This window comes from Saccharothrix sp. CB00851 (assembly GCF_001905065.1).
Taxonomy (GTDB): domain Bacteria; phylum Actinomycetota; class Actinomycetes; order Mycobacteriales; family Pseudonocardiaceae; genus Actinosynnema.
Map to the genome: position 1 here is coordinate 157,118 of NZ_LWLC01000011.1, position 18,743 is coordinate 175,860.

Sequence of the window (18,743 nt, forward strand, 5' to 3'; positions counted from 1 at the left end):
CCAGCCTGACGCCACCGAACCGACCGTAATCGTCACCGCAAGGATCCAAGGAGAACGCGCGTGCCCGCGAGCAACACCGAAGGTGGAAGGATCTTCCGGGAGGCGTGGATCGCCGGGGTCCGCAAGCACTACCCAGGCGAGCCGAAACCCGGCTACGTCGCCGTCTGGGAGGACACCCCCGACTGGGAACGCGCCTCTGCCGCCGCGGTCTACTCGCAGGTCCTGGCTTTCCTCGCCATCACCGCTGGTCAAGCCGCCAAGCTGACTCGCACCCAGAAGGGCCAGTTCGTCGCCGCCTGCTGGACCGGCCAGATCCACCGGCACTTTCCCGATCCCAAACCCTCCTACGTTGCCGACTGGGACGAGCTACCCGTCTGGCAACAGGAGACCGATGCGGACATATTCGAGCGCATCGAACAGGACCACGTCGCTGACGAATGAATGTCTGTCGCTACCCTTGACACCGATCGGACGAGCCACGGCAGACCTCTTGGTCCAGAGTCGGAACCCGCTGGTCAGCTTCTCGTGCTGCCCATGAAGCGGAGCCTCTTTCGTGCTCTGTCGGTCTGATCGGCGTATCACGATCTAGGTCCGGCGGAGGGACCGAATGTCCGAGACGTGTTAAAACCCTCCCGTCCAGCCATGGACGCCGGAGGATATGACGCGATCGGAGTCTCACGGCTTGAGAACATGCTCCTCGGTCAGCCGCATCGCCTCGTCGAACCGACTCCTCGTCGGCCAGTCGAAGAACGTATTTGCATTTCGATGTCGTGCACCTTGCGGTGTCCGCCCGTTCAGGCGGGTTTCCACAGTCGAACCTCTGCGGCGTTGAAGAACTCGACCTCAAGAGGGTTGGTTGACGAGTATACGGATCGGTCGGCGACTAGGCCGCGTGCACGACGCATGATTTCTTTGTTGTCGTCACTATTTGGGTCGCCGTAGATTGATATGGCGGCGCGCTTGTACTTTCCGCGCACTACTGCCTGAAAGATGTGTGCATCATTTTTGGCTAGCGAGTGTCCGTAGATAAGCAGGGAGCCGCCGCATTGCGTTAGGCTGCGAAGACCTCGGGAGAGATAGGCGCTTCGATTGATTTTATCAAGCTTGCTCTCTGCGTCTCCCTCGGCTACGTACAGTGGAAACCTTCCTTCTTTGAGTTGCTGACGAACCTGGTCGATCAGAGCAATGTCAGTCCTCTTCCATGTGATCTTTCGTAGCCCGTCTGTTCCGAGAAATAGATGCAGTGCTCCGTGGAGGTAGAAGACGGTCTGAGAGAAGTTGCTATAGATATCCCATAGAACCGTTTCGTCGCCATCTACGCCGCTATCCCTAAAGCCGTCATCGCGTTCTTTGTCGGAGTGTCCCGGCAGGTCCTGCATAATTGACCAGTACAGGAGGAGGTCGTAGTTGACCGTGAAGACATGGTCGAATCTGTTGAGGAAGTCACGAGTGGAGATGTAGCGACTTTGTTCGATGTCGTACGGCCTATCGGGATGTAGTCCAGCAATGGATTGTGCCAGGGCTTCACGGAGGCTTGCCGAAGACTTCAGAAGTCTTGCCACTATGTCGACGGTGTTGGACGCTGCCAGAATCTTTAGCGTATGTGCCGTGTCTTCGAGTTGTCGGATAACCTTCTCAAAATCCACGGTGCTTGTTTTCTGCATTATGTTAATTGCGTCCGCTGGAAGCAGATCGTCAGCTTCTGCCGCCGTGGCGAGTGCCGAATAGGAAAACCTAGAGGGGTCGAGTGCCATGCTGAATCCGTTCCCCAACAGTGCATGTGGTCGCTTCTGGGGCCTAAGTGGTTCCAGAAGCCATTGGAACGCTTCGTTGAAGGTCTTCACTCCTACCCCCTTGGTGCCTGATGGTTGTGGATCGCTTCGAGTGCTGCGGTTGTACATCGAACGGTCTAAGCTCTTGGTACGAGGATCGCTGATCTGTCCCATGCAGAGGGATGACCTGGATGCCCGGACGAGGACGTTCAAGCGAGCGGGTAGCAGTCCGTGCTGGTAGGGCGGCACCACTGGAATGCGGACGTACACGCTGACCTGGCTCAGGGGGCGCAAGCGGCTGTCTCCGGGCGCTGCGGCTGCCTTGCATCCTGCCTGGTCCAACCGGAAGTTGCTGAGAGCGGTCCGCTAGCCTTCGGCTGTGATCACAGGTGACCTCAAGAGCAGGATCGACCGTGTCTGGGACGCCTTCTGGTCGGGCGGGATCTCGAACCCGCTGGAGGTGATCGAGCAGATCACGTATCTGATGTTCATCCGCCGCCTGGATGATCTTCAGACGGCCAAGGAGAACAAGGCCAACCGGACAGGCCGGCCGATCGAGAGCCCGATCTACACCCCCGGCACCGACAGGCTGCGGTGGTCCCGCTTCGCCAACGAAGCTCCGGACGCGATGCTTGCCTTGGTCCGGGATGGTGTGTTCCCCTGGCTGCGGAACCTGGGAGGTGAAGGCTCGACGTACTCCCATCACATGAAGGACGCTCGCTTCACGATCACCACGTCCAACCTGTTGGCGAAAGTCGTCGACATGCTCGACGAAATTCCGCTCGGCGACCGGGATGTCAAGGGCGACCTGTACGAGTATATGCTTGGAAAGATCGCTACGGCAGGCCACAATGGGCAGTTTCGCACGCCTCGGCACATCATTCAACTAATGGTGGAGATGATGGCTCCGGGACCGAAAGACGAAATCTGTGACCCGGCCTGCGGTACTGCAGGCTTCCTTGTTTCCTCGGCGGAATATGTTAACCGGACCCATCGCGAAGCGTTGTTGGAGCCTGCACAGCGTAAACATTTTAACGAGAGCATGTTTCACGGCTTCGACTTCGACGGCACGATGCTGCGCATCGGCTCAATGAATATGCTTCTGCACGGAGTGGAGAATCCGGACATTCGCTACCGCGACTCGCTTGCGGAGAGTGCTGCGGATGAAGCCGAGCGATACTCGCTGATCTTGGCGAACCCGCCGTTCGCAGGCAGTCTCGACTACGAGACGACGGCGAAGGATCTGCTGAAGGTCGTCAAAACAAAGAAGACCGAGCTTTTGTTCCTTGCTCTGTTCCTTCGTTTGCTCAAGCCTGGTGGTCGGGCTGCGGTTATCGTTCCCGACGGTGTACTATTCGGCTCAACAAAGGCACACAAGGAGTTGCGGAAGAGTCTTGTAGAGGATCACAAGCTCGACGCTGTCGTGAAGCTGCCGAGCGGCGTGTTTAAGCCGTATGCTGGCGTGTCGACAGCGATCTTGTTCTTCACCAAGACCAACAGCGGTGGCACGGACGACGTCTGGTTTTACGAGGTCACTGCAGACGGTTTTAGTCTGGACGACAAGCGCACCGCCTTGCTGGACGAGGACAAGCTGGGGCCGGTTCCCGCAGATGGAGAACTGACCGAGGGCGAGCATCAGAAGAACAACCTTCCCGACGTTTTGCGTCGCTGGAAGCTACGCAACGGCGGTGAACATAGTCGCACGCGCAGCGAGCAGAGCTTCTACGTCCTAAAGGCCGATATCGCCGCACAGGGTTACGACCTAAGTCTTAACCGCTACAAGGAGGTCATCCATGAGGAGGCCGAGTACCGCTCTCCCCTTGACATCCTGGATGAGCTCGCACGTATCGAGGCGGAGATCCAACAGGGTATGAGCGAGCTGAAGGGCATGCTGGGATGAGAGGTTGGCCTACCGTCGCTCTGTCTGATCTATGTGAGATCCGAATCGGACGTACCCCATCTCGAAACCACCGAGAGTACTGGGGGGAGGGTTATCATTGGCTGTCCATTGCTGATATGAACCAGGGGCGCATGATCGCCAAGACGAAGGAGCAGATCACGCAGGCCGCTGTGAATAGCGTTATGGGGACTGCTGTGTCTCCGGGTACGGTACTCTTGAGCTTTAAGCTGAGTATTGGAAAGGTGGGTATCGCTCAGGTTCCCATGTACACTAATGAGGCAATTGCGGCACTTCCAATCAAGAGCCCCTCTCGGATTACAGAAGAATTTCTGTACTGGACTCTTCGGGCAATTGACCTAACTGGTGATGTCGATAACGCCGTAATGGGACAGACTCTTAATAAGGCAAAGCTTGCGCGCTTGCAGATCCCGGTCCCGCCGCTTTCGGAGCAGCGACGCATTGTTCAGGTTCTGGACCAGGCGGACGCGCTGCGCTCTAAGCGTCGCAGCTCGATAGCTCTGCTTGAAAACCTTTCTCAGTCTGTCTTTCTAGACATGTTTGGTGAACCTCGAACGAACCCGCACAAGTTTATGATTCGAACCTTGGCGGAGCTTTCCGACTCGGAGGATAGGATTAATTATGGGGTGGTTCAGCCGGGCGTGGACCAGGAGGGGGGTGTTCCCTTGATCAGGGTGAGCGACTTGGTAGGTGGAGGTGTAAATCGATCGCGAATCAAAAGGATTAGCCCGCTGATTGAGTCAAAATACTCGCGCTCTCGAATCAGGGGAAATGAAATCCTGGTCGGCTGTGTGGGATCTATTGGAAGGGTCTCCCTAGTCGAGGTGGAGGATGTCGGTTCTAACATCGCTCGGGCGGTGGCTCGGATTCCGATTGCTTCTCTCCCTCTGAGGGTTTACCTTGCGGAGCATCTGCGCTCTGAAAGCACTCAGGAATACTTTACAAGTGAACTGCGCACCGTAGCTCAGCCTACGCTGAACATAAAGCAGTTGGCGCAAACGCGAGTGATGGTTCCGGATGCGAGTCTTCAGGAAGAGTTCATGGCGAGGGTAAAAGCAATCGCATTGCAGCGCCGACTGTGCTATGCGCACCTAGCTTCTCTTGATGACTTGTTCGTGTCGATTCGGGGTCGGGTCTTTCGGGATGAATTGTGGGTCCGCCCCGTTCCTGCGGCCTGAAAGGCGTTCTGTCAACCTGTTTGCGTCTAGCGTTGCTCTCATAGGGGAAAGGGTGACACGTGAGTAACTTCGGGTTCCTTAAGGCCGAGTGGCCTGACCTTGCTGGTGAGGCGACGCGTGCGGAGCGGCTTGCGGCTGCTGATCCGCGGGCGGCGGTGTTCTACGCGCGGCGGGCGGTGGAGCTCGGGGTCACGTGGATGTTTGAGGCGGACGAGGCGCTGCAACGGCCGTACCGGGATGACTTAGCGGCGATGCTGGCTGAGCCGACGTTCGTGCGAGTCGTGGGGCCGGCGATCCGGACAAAAATGGACGTGGTCCGGCGCCAAGGAAACGCCGCCGTCCACCGGAAGGCCCTGGTGTCGGTGAACGATGCGATGCGTGTCGTCGGCGAGCTGTTCCACGTCATGTACTGGCTGGCACGCACCTACACCGTGGATCGTGCGAACCTGCCTGAGCCCGGCCTGGTCTTCAACTCGACACTTGTGCCGCGCCCGGAGCCTGCCAGCGTACGCCTGGCCAAGCAAGCCGAGCTCAAGAAGCTGGCAGAGCAGTTCGCCAGGCAGCAGGAGGAGTTGGCGGCGGAGCGCCGCAGGAGCCAGGACCTCGATGCCGAGTTGCAGGTGCTGCGTGCGGAGATCAAGGCGGCTAAGGCTGCGAACGAGGCGCGCGTCGACACGCACGACTACAACGAGGCCGAGACCCGCACGCTGATCATCGACCTGCTGTTGAAGGAGGCAGGCTGGCCGCTGGACCAGCCCCAGAACCGGGAGTTCCCGCTGTCGGGGCTACCGGAGTCGGCGTCTAAGACCGGTAAAGGCAAGGCCGATTATGTGCTGTGGGACAACGACGGCAAGCCGTTGGCCGTTGTGGAGGCCAAGCGCACGACTCGTGACGCGAAGGCAGGCCAGCACCAGGCCAAGGTGTACGCGGATGCGCTCGAAGAGCAGTTCGATCAGCGCCCGGTCATCTTCTACACGAACGGCTACCACACCTACCTGTGGGATGACCTGAACTACCCGCCGCGTGAAGTTCAGGGCTTCTACACCAAGGAGGAGCTGCGGCTCCTTGTGCAGCGTCGGGCAGGTCAGCAGAGTCTCGCGAAGCTGCCGATTAATGACCAGATCGCCGGTCGCAGGTACCAGTCCCACGCGATCCGCCGGGTGGCGGAGACGTTCGAGGCGGACGCCGCGCGGCACGCTCTTCTGGTGATGGCGACGGGCTCTGGAAAGACCCGCACAGTGATCGCGCTGACGGATCTGATGATGCGGGCGAACTGGGTCAAGCGGGTGCTGTTCCTCGCGGACCGCAAGGTGCTGGTGAAGCAGGCGACCAACGCGTTCAAGCAGCAGTTGTCTGGGGCGCCGGTGGTGAACCTGCTGGAGGAGAAGAACACCAACGCGCGGGTGTACGTGTCGACGTACCCGACGCTGATGAATTTGATCAACGAGGTGGACGACTCGGGGGTGCGGCGGTTCGGCCCTGGGTATTTCGACCTGATCGTAGTGGACGAGGCGCACCGGTCGATTTACCAGAAGTACGGGGCGATCTTCGATTACTTCGACGCCCTCCTTGTCGGCCTGACCGCGACGCCGAAGGACGAGATCGACCGGAATACCTACCGGCGCTTCCAGTTGGAGGACGGCGTTCCGACCGACGTGTACAGCCTGGAAGAGGCTGTCGCCGACGGATACCTGGTGCCGGCGCGGGCTGTGGAAGTGCCACTGAAGTTCCAACGCGGCGGGATCAAGTACGCAGACCTGTCCGACGAGGACAAGGAGCGCTGGGACGAACTGGACTGGTCTGAGGACGGCAGTGTCCCAGACGAGGTCAGCTCGGATGAGTTGAACAAGTACCTTTTCAACGCTGACACGGTTGACAAGGCACTCGCCACGCTGATGGAACGAGGCGTCCGTGTCGCAGGTGGTGACCGCCTCGGTAAGACGATCATCTTCGCCGCGAACAACGCGCACGCGGAGTTTATTGCTGAGCGATTCGATGTCAACTACAAGCACCTGCGTGGAGAATTTGCTCAGGTCATCACTTACCGCAAGGACTATGCGCAAAGTCTGATTGACCAGTTCTCCGACCCGGCTAAGGCTCCACACATCGCGATCTCGGTCGACATGCTCGACACCGGCGTGGACATTCCAGAGGTCGTCAACCTGGTCTTTTTCAAGCTCGTCCGGTCCAAGACCAAGTTCTCGCAGATGATCGGCCGTGGCACCCGGCTATGTCCCGACCTGTTCGGGCCGAACCGGGATAAGGATGGATTCTTGGTCTTCGACCTGTGCCAGAACATCGAGTTCTTCAACCAGAACCTGATGCAGGCGGAGGGCAAGCTCGGGCCGTCGTTGACGGAGAGGATCTTCAAGGGTCGCGCCGACCTGTTGCTGGCCTTGGACGCCGATGAATCCGGTCGCCATGAGCAGGCTGAGGTGGACCGCCAAACCGAGAGCGCAGGGGCCCAGCCCGCTGAAAGCGATGGCACGGTCAGCACGCACGGACTGCGCATCGACATCGCGCAGCGGCTTCACCAGGAGGTCACGGGCATGAACCCGGAAAACTTCCTGGTCCGCCCCAAGCGCGAGTACGTGGACGCCTTCTCCGGCCTCGACGCCTGGCTCTCGCTGACCCAGGAGACGCATGCGCAGGTTGTTGATCACCTCGCCGGTCTGCCGACCGCGTTCCGTGACGACGACAGCAGCGAGGAAGCCAAGCGCTTCGACCTCCTGGCCCTACGGTTGCAGCTCGGGGTACTTCACGCAGATTCCGGCTACGACCGGCTGCGCGCACAGGTACAGGACATCGCCTCGGCACTTCAAGACCAGTACACGATCCCGGCGGTGCGGGCACAGCAGCAGCTGATCGACGAGCTGGTCGGCGACGAGTGGTGGCAGGAGGTGACTCTGCCGATGCTGGAGACAATGCGTCGGCGACTCCGCAGCCTCGTCAAGCTCATCGAGAAGACGCGCCGCAACATCGTCTACACCGACTTCGAGGACGAACTGGGGGACCTGACGGTCGCTCAGTTGCAGGGCACGGCGATCGGCGCGAACCTGACCCGGTTCGAGCAGAAGCTGAAGATCTACCTGCGTGCCCATGAAGATCAGATGGCGATCCAGAAGATCCGCCGGAACCGGCAGATCACCACGTCGGACCTGACCGAACTGGAGCGGATCTTCCTGGAAGCCCTTATCGCGAACGAGGTGGACCTCGAACGGACCCGGAACGTCGAAGGCGGTCTCGGTGTCTTCCTGCGCTCGCTCACCGGCCTGGACCGGGAGGCTGCGCGCGCCGCCTTCGAGGACTTCCAGCGGGGACGGTCGTTCTCCAGTGCCCAGTTGCGCTTCATCGACATGGTGATCGACTACTTGTCCCGCAACGGTGTCATCGACGTCGCCGCGCTGTACGACCCGCCCTTCAACTCTCTTGCACCACACGGCCCCGAGAGCCTGTTCGACGAGGCGGACATCACCAGCATGGAAGAGATCATCAAGTCCGTTCGCGCTACCGCTGTCGCCAAGGATGAAGCAGCTTGACCGACCTCGTCGACCGCGGTGGTTGGCGCGTGGGCGAGCGAGGTTGTGGAGCTGTGTAGACCCCTGGGCACTGGTCGGCACAGCGGTTCGGATTGCTATGGCCGACTGTTGATGCTGGTCACGGCCGGATTAGCACCTCTCGGAGTGGGTGGGGTCGGCGGCTTCACGCCGGCACGGCGTAGTGCCTCACCGAACGGTTTCGCCTGCCAGCCGATGCGGGCCGCCAACTCGGCCGTCGCGACGAGGCCGTGCTCGTCATCGGTCAACTCGTCGGCCAGCAATGCCAGAACTTCCGGCGGTTCTGCCGTCGTAGGGGTTACGGGTTCGTCGGTAGCGGTGCCGTCCANACCTCTCGGAGTGGGTGGGGTGGGTCGGCACAAGCTGTGCCGACCCACCCCACCCACTCAGCAGCCGGTGATCGCTGTCCGGATCATGTCCAGGTCGGTTACCGACACCGGATTCGTTGAGCCTCCGATGCGTTGCCTGGGTGGGGTCGGCGGCTTCACGCCGGCACGGCGTAGTGCCTCACCGAACGGTTTCGCCTGCCAGCCGATGCGGGCCGCCAACTCGGCCGTCGCGACGAGGCCGTGCTCGTCATCGGTCAACTCGTCGGCCAGCAATGCCAGAACTTCCGGCGGTTCTGCCGTCGTAGGGGTTACGGGTTCGTCGGTAGCGGTGCCGTCCAACTCCGTGGCCAGTCGTGCCGTCGTGGTTGCGTCCAATGCCGCGAGTTCGCGTTGTCCTGCGGCGTCGCCGGTCAGCGTCCCGGCCAGTTCGCGTTGGGCTCGGCCGCGTTCGCAGGCGGCGCGGATGGCGGTGATGTGGAGCAGGTGGGTCCGCACGGTGGTGGCCGAGCCTGTGTCCAGTTCGGTCTCGCCGTCCGCGCCAAGCAGCAGGCCGACGCCTTTGTGGCTGGTGAGCAGGCGTGAGGCGTCCATGCCCGCCTTGTAGGTACCTGCGCCGAGGATGGTTTCGGACGCCTGGTAGGTCATGACCTTGAGGGCGAAGCGGGTGCCGAGTTGGCCGCGCAGCCCGTCGGGGATCACCTGGGCGTCGGGTTTCTGGGTGGCCAGGATGAGCGAGTAGCCGGCTGCCGGACCGGTCTTGGCGATGTAGGTCAGGAGTTCGCAGATCCGCTGGCCGATCTTCCTGCCTTTCGGGTTGTCGGGGTCCAAGGGGATGTCCATGCCGAGGTAGTTCTGCACTTCGTCGATGCCGATCACGGTCAGCGGCATCCCGTGGTTAGGGTCGCGGGTGATCTCCGGGGTGACTTTGGATTCCGGGCACAGTTCGTCATCCATCTCGGACAGGCGGTCGAACCGGTCGCCGACGTCGGCGGCGCACTCCTCCAGCACGTGGATCAGCCGCCGGGCGTCGCTTTCTCGCGAGCCCCGGATGAACCGGTGCGCGACGTACTCGAGCGGGCGGTGATCCTTGCCTCCCTTGCCGTCGGCGACGATGAGTCGGACGTGCGGGTCCAGCGCGGCTGCGGTGAGAGGAAGGCGCATCACGAACGTTTTGCCTTGACGGGGGATGGCGCCGATGAGCAGCGACGTCCACACCACGGGCAGGGACACGGCCGTGCCGCGGGCGGTGGTGCCGAACGGCGGTGGGCTCCAGAGATCCCACCTCGCGGCTGTCGCCAGCGGGCTCGGTACGGGTTCGGCCGCGTACGGGTCGGCGTCGCCGACCCACAGAGCCAGCCGTCCGGCGTGGCCGTCGTCGCCGCGTACGCGCTCGACGATGAGCCGGACCTCGTCCACCGCGAGCGCAGAGGCCAGCGCCTCCCGCTTGGCGATCACGTCGGACGCCTTGCGCGACGGCGGCAGGTCGATGGTCAGTGCCCATCCAGTGCCGTCGTGGCGAGGGGCCTTGACCAGCATCAGACTCTCGTCCTTGCCAATCAGCTTTGCAGCCTTGAACGCGACGACCAGGTGGTCGCCGTTCATCAGCCACGCCAGTGAACGCGAACCAAGTCGGGTGCTGCGTCCGCCCGCGCCGTCCTTGCGCCGCCCTGCGACCGCAAGCCACGCCGAGACGACACCACCTGTGATCAGGAGCGGCAGGGATCCGGCAATCAGCTCGGTGGCCAGGCCGCCGAGCGCGGTGGTGCCTGTGGCGACGAGCGAGATCACGCCCCGCCTGCGGCGGATGACGGCGATCTCCTGCCACCTCGCGGCCAGGCTGTCAGTGGCCTTCGCGGCGTCATAGAAGTCGGTCACCCGGACCCGCCGCCACCACGCACCCGCGGACAGGACCAGGCCGCGACCGGCGGCGGCAAGGAGACGAACCGGCACGAGCACCGCGAGACCGGCCAGCTCAAACCCGGCCTGCCCGGCCGACTGACGGGTTTGCAACTGCGTTGGGAGCCGCGACATGGCGCTCTCGGCCAGTCGGCGGGTGCGCGAGTACTCGCCATCGGTGATCAGTTCGCCGTCCAGCACGTCCGGCTGTCCGAGTGGGGAGGCCGAAGCGGGGAGGGACTGACGATCAGTTCGCCACCGAGGGGCCGATCCTTCGTCTGTCGCTCGGTCACTCCGTTCCCTTCGTGCGAAGGGCGTCGCGGACTTCACGTGCGGTGTCGGTGCCGCATCCCAGGGCCTCGCGCAGCCGGGTGGCCGACGGGTCGGCGGGCAGTTGTCCACCGGCGATCAGTTGGCGAGCGCGCCTCACCAGTAGGGTGGTACGAACGTCGGTAGCCCGCTCGGGCTTGGCGTCCTCTCCGGGGACGTTGTGCCTGTACTCCGGGGTAGTAGCGGCTACCGGTAGGCCGTGGTCGAGGTCGGCGAAGGCGGTCCAGATGACTGGCATGACGGCGACCGCGCCTATGGCTACCAGCGGGCCGATGGCGTGGGCCAGCAGTTGCATGGCGTCGAACTGGTCGGCCTGCCACGGGGTGTAGGGCCAGATGTTGAGCGTGAGCGTGACGGCCAGCGCGCCGAACTCCACCAAGCTCAGGTGTCGGTGCTGCAGCTCCCGGCCGTGGGTCGCCAGGTAAGCCTTCGCTGCCACCACAACCAGCAGCACCGCCGAGATGACGGGCTCGACCGCCCACGCACCCCACCACGCCGCATTCCGCTCGATCATGTTTCGGGTCAGCGTGTAGTGCACTCCTGTGGTGGACCAGCCCAGCGCGCCGACGAGCGCCGCCAACGCCACGGCAGTCAGGACGAGCCGCACCCGTGCGGCCTGCCACGCCCGCGCCGCCGGGTTCTGTGCGAGGGCGTGCAGCCGAGCGGCCTCAGCGGCCCGCTTTCGGGTCCGCCGCACGCGGTCGGTATCCACAAGCAACGGCGCGGCGTCAGCCTGCAACGCCAGCAGCACGTGCGCCTCGGCCACCTCGGAGCGCAGGTCGCGAACCCGCTTGGACTCCGTCGGCTCGACGGCCCGCGCATGACCGGCTACGTACTTCTCCAGTTCGGACACGGCGCGCTCCACGTCATCGTCACTCGGTTCGGGCAGTAGAGGTGCCGTGTTCATCGCCGCACTCCGCAGTCGTCGCCGGGGCAGTCGGTGATGTGCCAGGTTCGGCGCACTGCGGCACCGCGCCCGGACAGGAGGTTCGTCGCGTCGCGCAGGCGCTCCGCAGCAGCTTGGTTCTCCAGGCAGTGCGCCGGAGAAATCCAGCCGTTCGGGTGGAACAGAGAGGCCGGTTCGCGGTAGATGACGTGGGCGCGCTGGCTCATCGCGCACCTCCCCACCGCTGAAAAGCGCAGCGTGGGCGCGGTGTGGATCGAGTGCGGTCTTCGTCGGCCCAGATCACACGGGCGGAGAGCGGATCACCCGGACGGGCGTCGCATTGCCCACACTCTGGCGACACCGTCGAGCGCCCACCGGGCGCGCTCGGCGCGGGACGGCTTCCTGGACGGTTGCAGGACGGTTCGGGCGTCGTGCTGACGCCCCGATTGGTCGCTCCTGACACCCCGTTCGTGCGCTGGCGACGCCCCGTGCTGGTCAGCGGGGTGCCATCCTGGCGCTCCGTCGGCTGACCTGTGGACAACCGCGCGGACAGGACCAGGTTGTAGACCTGTGGGCGCCAGTCGGCCCGCTCGATCCGGGCATCCCGCACGCGGGTGTTGCCCTTGCGGATCAGGCCCAGCTCCTCCAACGACCGCAGTGAGCGCTGAACGGTCCTGCGTGACAGGCGGGTGTAGGTGGTCATCAGGTCGACCGACGGGAAGGCGTCGGTGCCATCCGGGCCGGCGTGGTTGGCGAGGGCGATCAAGGTGATCGCTAGCGTCGACGCGTCCTTGCGGTCGGTGGGGATGGGGGCGTGGTTGAGCGCCCAGTTGATCGCCTCGATGCTCACGACTGCACCGCCTGCGAGCAGTGGACCTGGCACGATGTGCGCACGGTCGGACCTCCAGCGTCCGATCAAGGCCCCGTCGCGCTGCGCCAACAGCAGACGGGGCCGCCTGATAAGTCAGGCGGCCCCGTCCGGGAGGTCCATCAGCTCACCAGCCGCGCGAACGCCACTCGCCGAGCTTGGGACGCTCTGCTCCGAGCGTGGAATCGTCCCCGTGACCGGGATAAAACCAGGTGTCATCGGGTAGTTCACCGAAGACCCGGGCCTCCAAGTCGTCCATCAGGCTCTTGAAGTTCTCCGGGCTTGTTGTCCGTCCAGGACCGCCAGGGAACAGCGAGTCCCCGGTGAAGAGGTGGGGGTGGCCGGTTGGGTCGCGGTACAGCAGGGCGATCGAGCCCGGTGTGTGGCCGCGCAGGTGGATCACGGTCAAGGGGACCTCGCCGACGTGCACCGTGTCGCCGTGCTCCACCAGCACGTCGGGCGGGATGGGCAGGACTTCCGCGTCCGCCGCGTGCGCGATGGTGTTCGAGCCGTTCGCGCCGGCCACCGCACCGAGAGCACCCCAGTGGTCCTGGTGACGGTGCGTGGTCACCACGGTCTTCAGCCTCGGCCGGTCCACCGAGTGGCCCACCACGTCCGACAGCCGCTCCGGGTCGGCCGCCGCGTCGATCAGCAGGCCCTCGTTCGTCGCACGGCAGACCAGCAGGTACGCGTTGTTGTCCATCGGCCCGACCGAGATCTTCGTGATGGTCAGCGCGTCGAGGGTGCGCCGCGCCGCCGGGCCGCCCGGCGTCACGTGCCCCGTGTAGTCCTCTAGTACGTCCACAATGGCCGACCGTATCCGACCCGACACCCTTCAGGATCCCCACAGCTCGACCCCTTAGGGTTGGTAACGAACTCCGCCGCTACTCCGATGTCGTCTGATTAGGGTTCTTCCACCTCGTGCCTACCAAACGCCGGATCAACTGGGACGTCCTGCGCATCCTCGCCGTGCTGTGCGTGATGCTCCAACACGCCACCCGGGTCGGCCCGGCGAACCACCCGGAGCTGGACCGGCCACCGTTCGTCTTCGGCTTCGAGTTCGGGGCCAGCACGCTCGTGGTCATCTCCACCTTCTTCGCCTGCTCGGCGCTGGCCAAGGGCGAACCGCGTCGCTTCCTGCGCAACCGCCTGGCCCGCCTGCTGCCCGCCTACCTGGTGGCCGCCGTGTGCACCTACACCGTGCTGCGCTACCTCGCACCGACCGGCTGGAGCGAACTCACCCCGCGTGACCTGCTCGTCAACGTCCTCATGCTGCAGAGCTGGTTCCCGGACGCCCGCCTGGTCGACGCCTCCTACTGGACGCTCCCGATCCAGGTCATGGGGTTCGTCGCGGGCGCCGTGCTGGCGTCACGGGTTCGCGGCCGTGCGCTCAAGGCGCTGCTGTGGGCCCTCGTCGTCGTTCCCGTGGTCATCAAGGACTGGGCGATCCCGCAGGGCCCGGTCAACACCCTCTACAACGGCCTGGGCGCGCACCGGGCGCTGCTGTTCGCCATCGGCATCGCCATCTGGCTGTGGTCGAAGGGCCGGCTCGGCGACCGGCACCTGTTCGCGCTGCTCACGGCGGCCCTCCTGGCGCAGGCCTGGCACACCGTCGACCTCAGGTCGACCATCGCGTTCGGCGTCCTGCTGATCGGTGTGTGCGCCGCGGCGGGCGGTCGGGACTGGGACATCGCGCCCGTGCGCCTGCTCTCCCGGCCGATCAAGTGGCTGGCGGGCATCTCCTACGGCCTGTACCTGGTGCACCAGGAACTCGGCTACCTCGTGATGGCCCAGGTCGCGCCCTACGGGGGACCGTGGGTGGAGCTGGCGTTCTTCCTCGGCTCGGCCGTCGTCCTGGGCTGGCTGTTGACCACGTTCGTGGAACGCCCGGCGCACCGCGCCCTGACGGCGAGCCGGCCGACCCTGGTGGGCCTGCTGCTCACCGCCCGCCTGCACGCGGCTCAGAGCCACTTGGGCAACGTCGGCGCCGTCCCGTTCAGCCGGGCACCGCTGTGGCGCCCGGTCAACCACGCCAGCACGTCGGCCGCGGCGCCGTTCACCGCGGGCGACGTGGCACTGCCCGCGGTCAGCTCCCAGCTGCGCTGACGGCCGTCCGGGAACACCGCCTCCACCCGCACGGGCGGCACGTCGGGCCGGTCGGCGTACTGGCCGACGACGTCCTCCAGGAAGTGCTCCAGCAACTCCGGCGGCAGGTCCTCGAAACCGACGCCGCGGTCGAGGTCGACCAGGTGGAACCACACCTCGCGCAGCCGCAGCCACGGCACCCGGTGCGCCAGGAACGGCCCCGACTTCGGGTGCACCACCTCCGCCTCCCACGCCGTGGGCGGCAGTTCGCGGGCGGCCGTGGCGAACCGCTGGCACGCCGCGTCCAGGTCCGCCCGCAGCAGCTGAGGCAACCGGCCCGCGCCCTCGGCGATGTCGGCGTCGCGGTCGGCCGCGCTCGGGTACATCTGGTGCTCGACCCCGGTCTTCGCCCACGTCAGCAGGTTGACCAGGGCGTCGGCGTTGCGTGCGAGATGCGTCACCACGTGCGCCCGGCTCCAGCCGGGCAGCAGGCTCGGACCGCGCAGCGCAGGCAGGTCGAGGTCCGCGACGACCTCGTACAACGCCCCTGTCGCCCGTTCGACCTCGGCGAGCCCGGCGACCGCGTCCTGGACCGCGGCCGACTGCTCGCGGGGCGCGGGTACGCTCGTCTGGGCGGATCGGACCTGGGCGGCATCAGCGAAGCTCATGGGCACCTCATCCCGGCGTATGCGGCCGAACGGCCTATCACCCCAGCGTAGGGGCGTTGACTACCGACCGGTAGAGCCGTTGGCGCACGATCGTGGGAGTGTGCCCGTCACGATTTGTCGGTGCCCGCCCCTAGCATGGTGCTCGCCCTCCCCGACAGGGCCGGCGCGGTGGTCCGCTACGCTTTTCGAACGTCTGTTCGGGGGAAGGTCAAGAACCGAAGGGAACCGTTGTGGCCGACCGGCTTGTCGTTCGCGGGGCGCGCGAGCACAACCTGCGAGGGGTGGACCTCGACTTGCCGAGGGACAGCCTCATCGTGTTCACCGGGCTGTCCGGCTCGGGCAAGTCCAGCCTCGCCTTCGACACGATCTTCGCCGAGGGCCAGCGCCGCTACGTCGAGTCGCTGTCGGCGTACGCGCGACAGTTCCTCGGGCAGATGGACAAGCCGGACGTCGACTTCATCGAGGGCCTGTCGCCCGCGGTGTCGATCGACCAGAAGTCGACCAGCCGCAACCCGCGGTCGACCGTGGGCACCATCACCGAGGTCTACGACTACCTGCGGCTGCTCTACGCCCGCGCCGGCAAGGCGCACTGCCCCACGTGCGGCGAGGCGATCAGCAAGCAGACGCCCCAGCAGATCGTCGACCAGGTGCTGGCCATGGAGTCGGGCACCAAGTTCCAGGTGCTCGCGCCGGTCATCCGCGGCCGCAAGGGCGAGTACGTCGACCTGTTCTCCACCCTGCAGTCGCAGGGCTACTCGCGCGCCAAGGTCGACGGCGTCGTGTACGCCCTCGGCGAGGTGCCCAAGCTGAAGAAGCAGGAGAAGCACGACATCGCGGTCGTGATCGACCGGCTGAGCGTGAAGGCGAGCGCCAAGCAGCGGCTCACCGACTCGGTGGAGACGGCGCTGCGGCTGGCCGACGGCCTGGTCGAGCTGGAGTTCGTGGACGTCCCGGAGACCGACCCGGGCCGGGTGCGCGGCTTCTCCGAGAACCTGGCCTGCCCGAACGGCCACCCGCTGGCGATCGAGGACCTGGAGCCGCGGTCGTTCTCGTTCAACTCGCCCTACGGCGCGTGCCCCGCGTGCACCGGTATCGGCGTGCGCAAGGAGGTCGACCCGGAGCTGGTCGTGCCGGACGACGAGCTGTCGCTGGCCGAGGGCGCGATCGCGCCGTGGGCGTCCGGGCAGACCGCCGAGTACTTCACCCGGCTGCTGGAGTCGCTGGGCCTGGCGATCGGGTTCCGGATGGACACGCCGTGGCGGCAGCTGCCCGCCAAGGCGCAGAAGGCGGTGCTGCACGGCGTCGATGAGCAGGTCAACGTCCGCTACAAGAACCGCTACGGCCGTGAGCGCTCCTACTACGCCAACTTCGAGGGCGTGATCCCGTTCCTGGAGCGGCGGCAGGAGCAGACCGAGTCCGAGTACATGCGGGAGAAGTACGAGGGCTACATGCGGGAGGTGCCGTGCCCCACGTGCCAGGGCACCCGCCTCAAGCCCGAGATCCTGGCCGTGACGCTGCACCACGGCCGCAAGGGCGACAAGTCCATCGCCGAAGTCTGCGCCATGTCGGTGTCGGAGTGCTCGGAGTTCCTCGACGGGCTCAAGCTGGGCAAGCGCGAGTCGATGATCGCGGGCGCGGTGCTCAAGGAGATCCAGGCCCGGCTGCACTTCCTGCTCGACGTGGGTCTGAACTACCTGTCACTGGACCGCGCGTCCGGCACACTTTCGGGTGGAGAAGCTCAGCGGATCAGGTTGGCGACGCAGATCGGCTCCGGGCTCGTCGGTGTGCTGTACGTGCTGGACGAACCCTCGATCGGGTTGCACCAGCGTGACAACCACAAGCTGATCGAGACGTTGACCCGGCTGCGAGACCTGGGCAACACGCTCATCGTGGTCGAGCACGACGAGGACACCATCCGCACGTCCGACTGGGTGGTCGACATCGGCCCCGGCGCGGGCGAGCACGGCGGCAAGGTCGTGCACAGCGGCCCGTACAAGGAGCTGCTGAAGAACAAGGAGTCGATCACCGGCGCGTACCTGGCGGGGCGCAAGGAGATCGCCATGCCCGCCACCCGCCGCAAGGTCGACAAGAAGCGCCAGCTCACCGTGGTCGGCGCGCGGGAGCACAACCTGCGCGGCATCGACGTGTCGTTCCCGCTGGGCTGCCTGGTCTCGGTCACCGGCGTGTCCGGCTCGGGCAAGTCCACCCTGGTCAACGACATCCTGGCGACCGTCCTGGCGAACAAGCTCAACGGCGCGCGGCAGGTGCCGGGCCGGCACACGCGGGTGCGCGGGCTGGACCAGGTCGACAAGCTGGTGCAGGTCGACCAGTCGCCGATCGGCCGCACCCCGCGGTCCAACCCGGCCACCTACACGGGCGTGTTCGACCACATCCGCAAGCTGTTCGCGGCCACCACCGAGGCGAAGGTGCGCGGCTACCAGCCGGGGCGGTTCTCGTTCAACGTCAAGGGCGGGCGCTGCGAGGCGTGCGCGGGCGACGGCACGATCAAGATCGAGATGAACTTCCTGCCGGACGTCTACGTGCCGTGCGAGGTGTGCAAGGGCGCCCGGTACAACCGCGAGACGCTCGAAGTGCACTACAAGGGCAAGACGATCTCCGAGGTCCTCGACATGCCGATCGAGGAGGCGGCGACGTTCTTCGAGCCGATCAACGCGATCCACCGGCACCTGCGCACGCTGGTCGACGTGGGTCTGGGGTACGTGCGGCTGGGCCAGCCCGCGCCGACGCTGTCCGGTGGTGAGGCGCAGCGGGTGAAGCTGGCGGCGGAGCTGCAGAAGCGGTCGACCGGCAAGACGGTGTACATCCTGGACGAGCCGACGACCGGGTTGCACTTCGAGGACATCCGCAAGCTGCTCGGCGTGATCAACGGGCTGGTCGACAAGGGCAACACGGTGATCGTGATCGAGCACAACCTCGACGTGATCAAGACGTCGGACTGGCTGGTCGACATGGGGCCCGAGGGCGGTTCGGGAGGCGGCACGGTGGTCGCCGAAGGGACACCGGAACAGGTCGCCGAGGTCGCGAACAGCTACACGGGCCAGTTCCTGCGCCAAGTCCTCCCCGCCGAGGCCGCCGTCGGCTGAGCGACGGCAAGATCACCCAAAGGCGTTACGGCCGGCGGGTATGAATGGAAACACGGAATGCGTTGCCGGAAATGAAGGAGGCGCGCCGGCCCCGGCCCCACCGTGCTAGGGCGTGTCTCCAAATCTTCGGCCTGGTAGTAGGTCATGATTGG

12 protein-coding genes and 1 pseudogene are annotated in these 18,743 nt (G+C 64.9%); 6 read left to right on the forward strand and 7 right to left on the reverse strand.

The features are described 5' to 3' along the window. The first annotated feature begins 60 nt into the window (after nt 1-60). The gene (locus A6A25_RS12665; RefSeq protein ID WP_073888809.1) at nt 61-441 is read left to right on the forward strand and encodes a hypothetical protein; all 381 of its coding nucleotides are present in this window, start codon (nt 61-63) and stop codon (nt 439-441) included. Nucleotides 442-794: 353 nt separating this feature from the next. Here the strand turns inward: A6A25_RS12665 and A6A25_RS12670 are convergent, their stop codons facing one another. Beyond that, nucleotides 795-1,844 carry a DUF4917 family protein gene (locus A6A25_RS12670; protein WP_073888811.1) on the reverse strand — a complete coding sequence of 350 codons (1,050 nt, stop codon included), beginning with the start codon at nt 1,842-1,844 and terminating at the stop codon, nt 795-797. Nucleotides 1,845-2,151: 307 nt separating this feature from the next. On the opposite strand from A6A25_RS12670, the gene A6A25_RS12675 reads away from it, so the two are divergent. The 3 genes from A6A25_RS12675 to A6A25_RS12685 are packed head-to-tail and all read left to right on the forward strand — an operon-like array spanning nt 2,152 to nt 8,407. After that, complete coding sequence (locus A6A25_RS12675) at nt 2,152-3,672, forward strand: type I restriction-modification system subunit M (RefSeq protein ID WP_073888813.1); 1,521 nt, start codon at nt 2,152-2,154, stop codon at nt 3,670-3,672. After that, nucleotides 3,669-4,868, forward strand: a complete 1,200-nt coding sequence (locus A6A25_RS12680) for a restriction endonuclease subunit S (protein ID WP_073888815.1) — start codon at nt 3,669-3,671, stop codon at nt 4,866-4,868. Before A6A25_RS12675 ends, A6A25_RS12680 begins: the two co-directional genes overlap by 4 nt. A gap of 59 nt (nt 4,869-4,927) precedes the next feature. Next, a complete protein-coding gene (locus tag A6A25_RS12685; protein ID WP_073888817.1) occupies nt 4,928-8,407 on the forward strand; it encodes a DEAD/DEAH box helicase family protein in 3,480 nt (1,159 codons plus the stop codon). Nucleotides 8,408-8,811: 404 nt separating this feature from the next. Here the strand turns inward: A6A25_RS12685 and A6A25_RS12690 are convergent, their stop codons facing one another. The 5 genes from A6A25_RS12690 to A6A25_RS12705 form a co-directional block, all read right to left on the reverse strand. After that, nucleotides 8,812-10,851, reverse strand: a complete 2,040-nt coding sequence (locus tag A6A25_RS12690; protein WP_073888819.1) for a hypothetical protein — start codon at nt 10,849-10,851, stop codon at nt 8,812-8,814. A gap of 88 nt (nt 10,852-10,939) precedes the next feature. Further along, complete coding sequence (locus A6A25_RS12695; protein ID WP_143193125.1) at nt 10,940-11,833, reverse strand: hypothetical protein; 894 nt, start codon at nt 11,831-11,833, stop codon at nt 10,940-10,942. A 50-nt stretch (nt 11,834-11,883) separates the two neighbouring features. After that, nucleotides 11,884-12,093 carry a hypothetical protein gene (locus tag A6A25_RS42915; protein WP_143193126.1) on the reverse strand — a complete coding sequence of 70 codons (210 nt, stop codon included), beginning with the start codon at nt 12,091-12,093 and terminating at the stop codon, nt 11,884-11,886. Then, the gene (locus A6A25_RS12700) at nt 12,090-12,716 is read right to left on the reverse strand and encodes a helix-turn-helix domain-containing protein (protein ID WP_073888823.1); all 627 of its coding nucleotides are present in this window, start codon (nt 12,714-12,716) and stop codon (nt 12,090-12,092) included. The genes A6A25_RS42915 and A6A25_RS12700 overlap by 4 nt, the downstream gene beginning before the upstream one ends. 145 nt (nt 12,717-12,861) lie before the next feature. Next, nucleotides 12,862-13,539 (reverse strand): MBL fold metallo-hydrolase, encoded by a 678-nt coding sequence (locus A6A25_RS12705; RefSeq protein ID WP_073888825.1) that lies wholly within the window; start codon nt 13,537-13,539, stop codon nt 12,862-12,864. A 116-nt stretch (nt 13,540-13,655) separates the two neighbouring features. Between A6A25_RS12705 and A6A25_RS45425 the strand changes: the two are divergent. Next, a pseudogene (locus A6A25_RS45425) lies at nt 13,656-14,594 on the forward strand (acyltransferase family protein); the annotation flags it as partial. Nucleotides 14,595-14,695: 101 nt separating this feature from the next. Here A6A25_RS45425 and A6A25_RS12715 read toward each other — a convergent pair. Continuing rightward, the gene (locus A6A25_RS12715) at nt 14,696-15,487 is read right to left on the reverse strand and encodes a maleylpyruvate isomerase family mycothiol-dependent enzyme (RefSeq protein ID WP_073888829.1); all 792 of its coding nucleotides are present in this window, start codon (nt 15,485-15,487) and stop codon (nt 14,696-14,698) included. A gap of 230 nt (nt 15,488-15,717) precedes the next feature. On the opposite strand from A6A25_RS12715, the gene uvrA reads away from it, so the two are divergent. Further along, the gene (uvrA, locus tag A6A25_RS12720; protein ID WP_073888831.1) at nt 15,718-18,591 is read left to right on the forward strand and encodes an excinuclease ABC subunit UvrA; all 2,874 of its coding nucleotides are present in this window, start codon (nt 15,718-15,720) and stop codon (nt 18,589-18,591) included. Nucleotides 18,592-18,743: the final 152 nt, after the last annotated feature.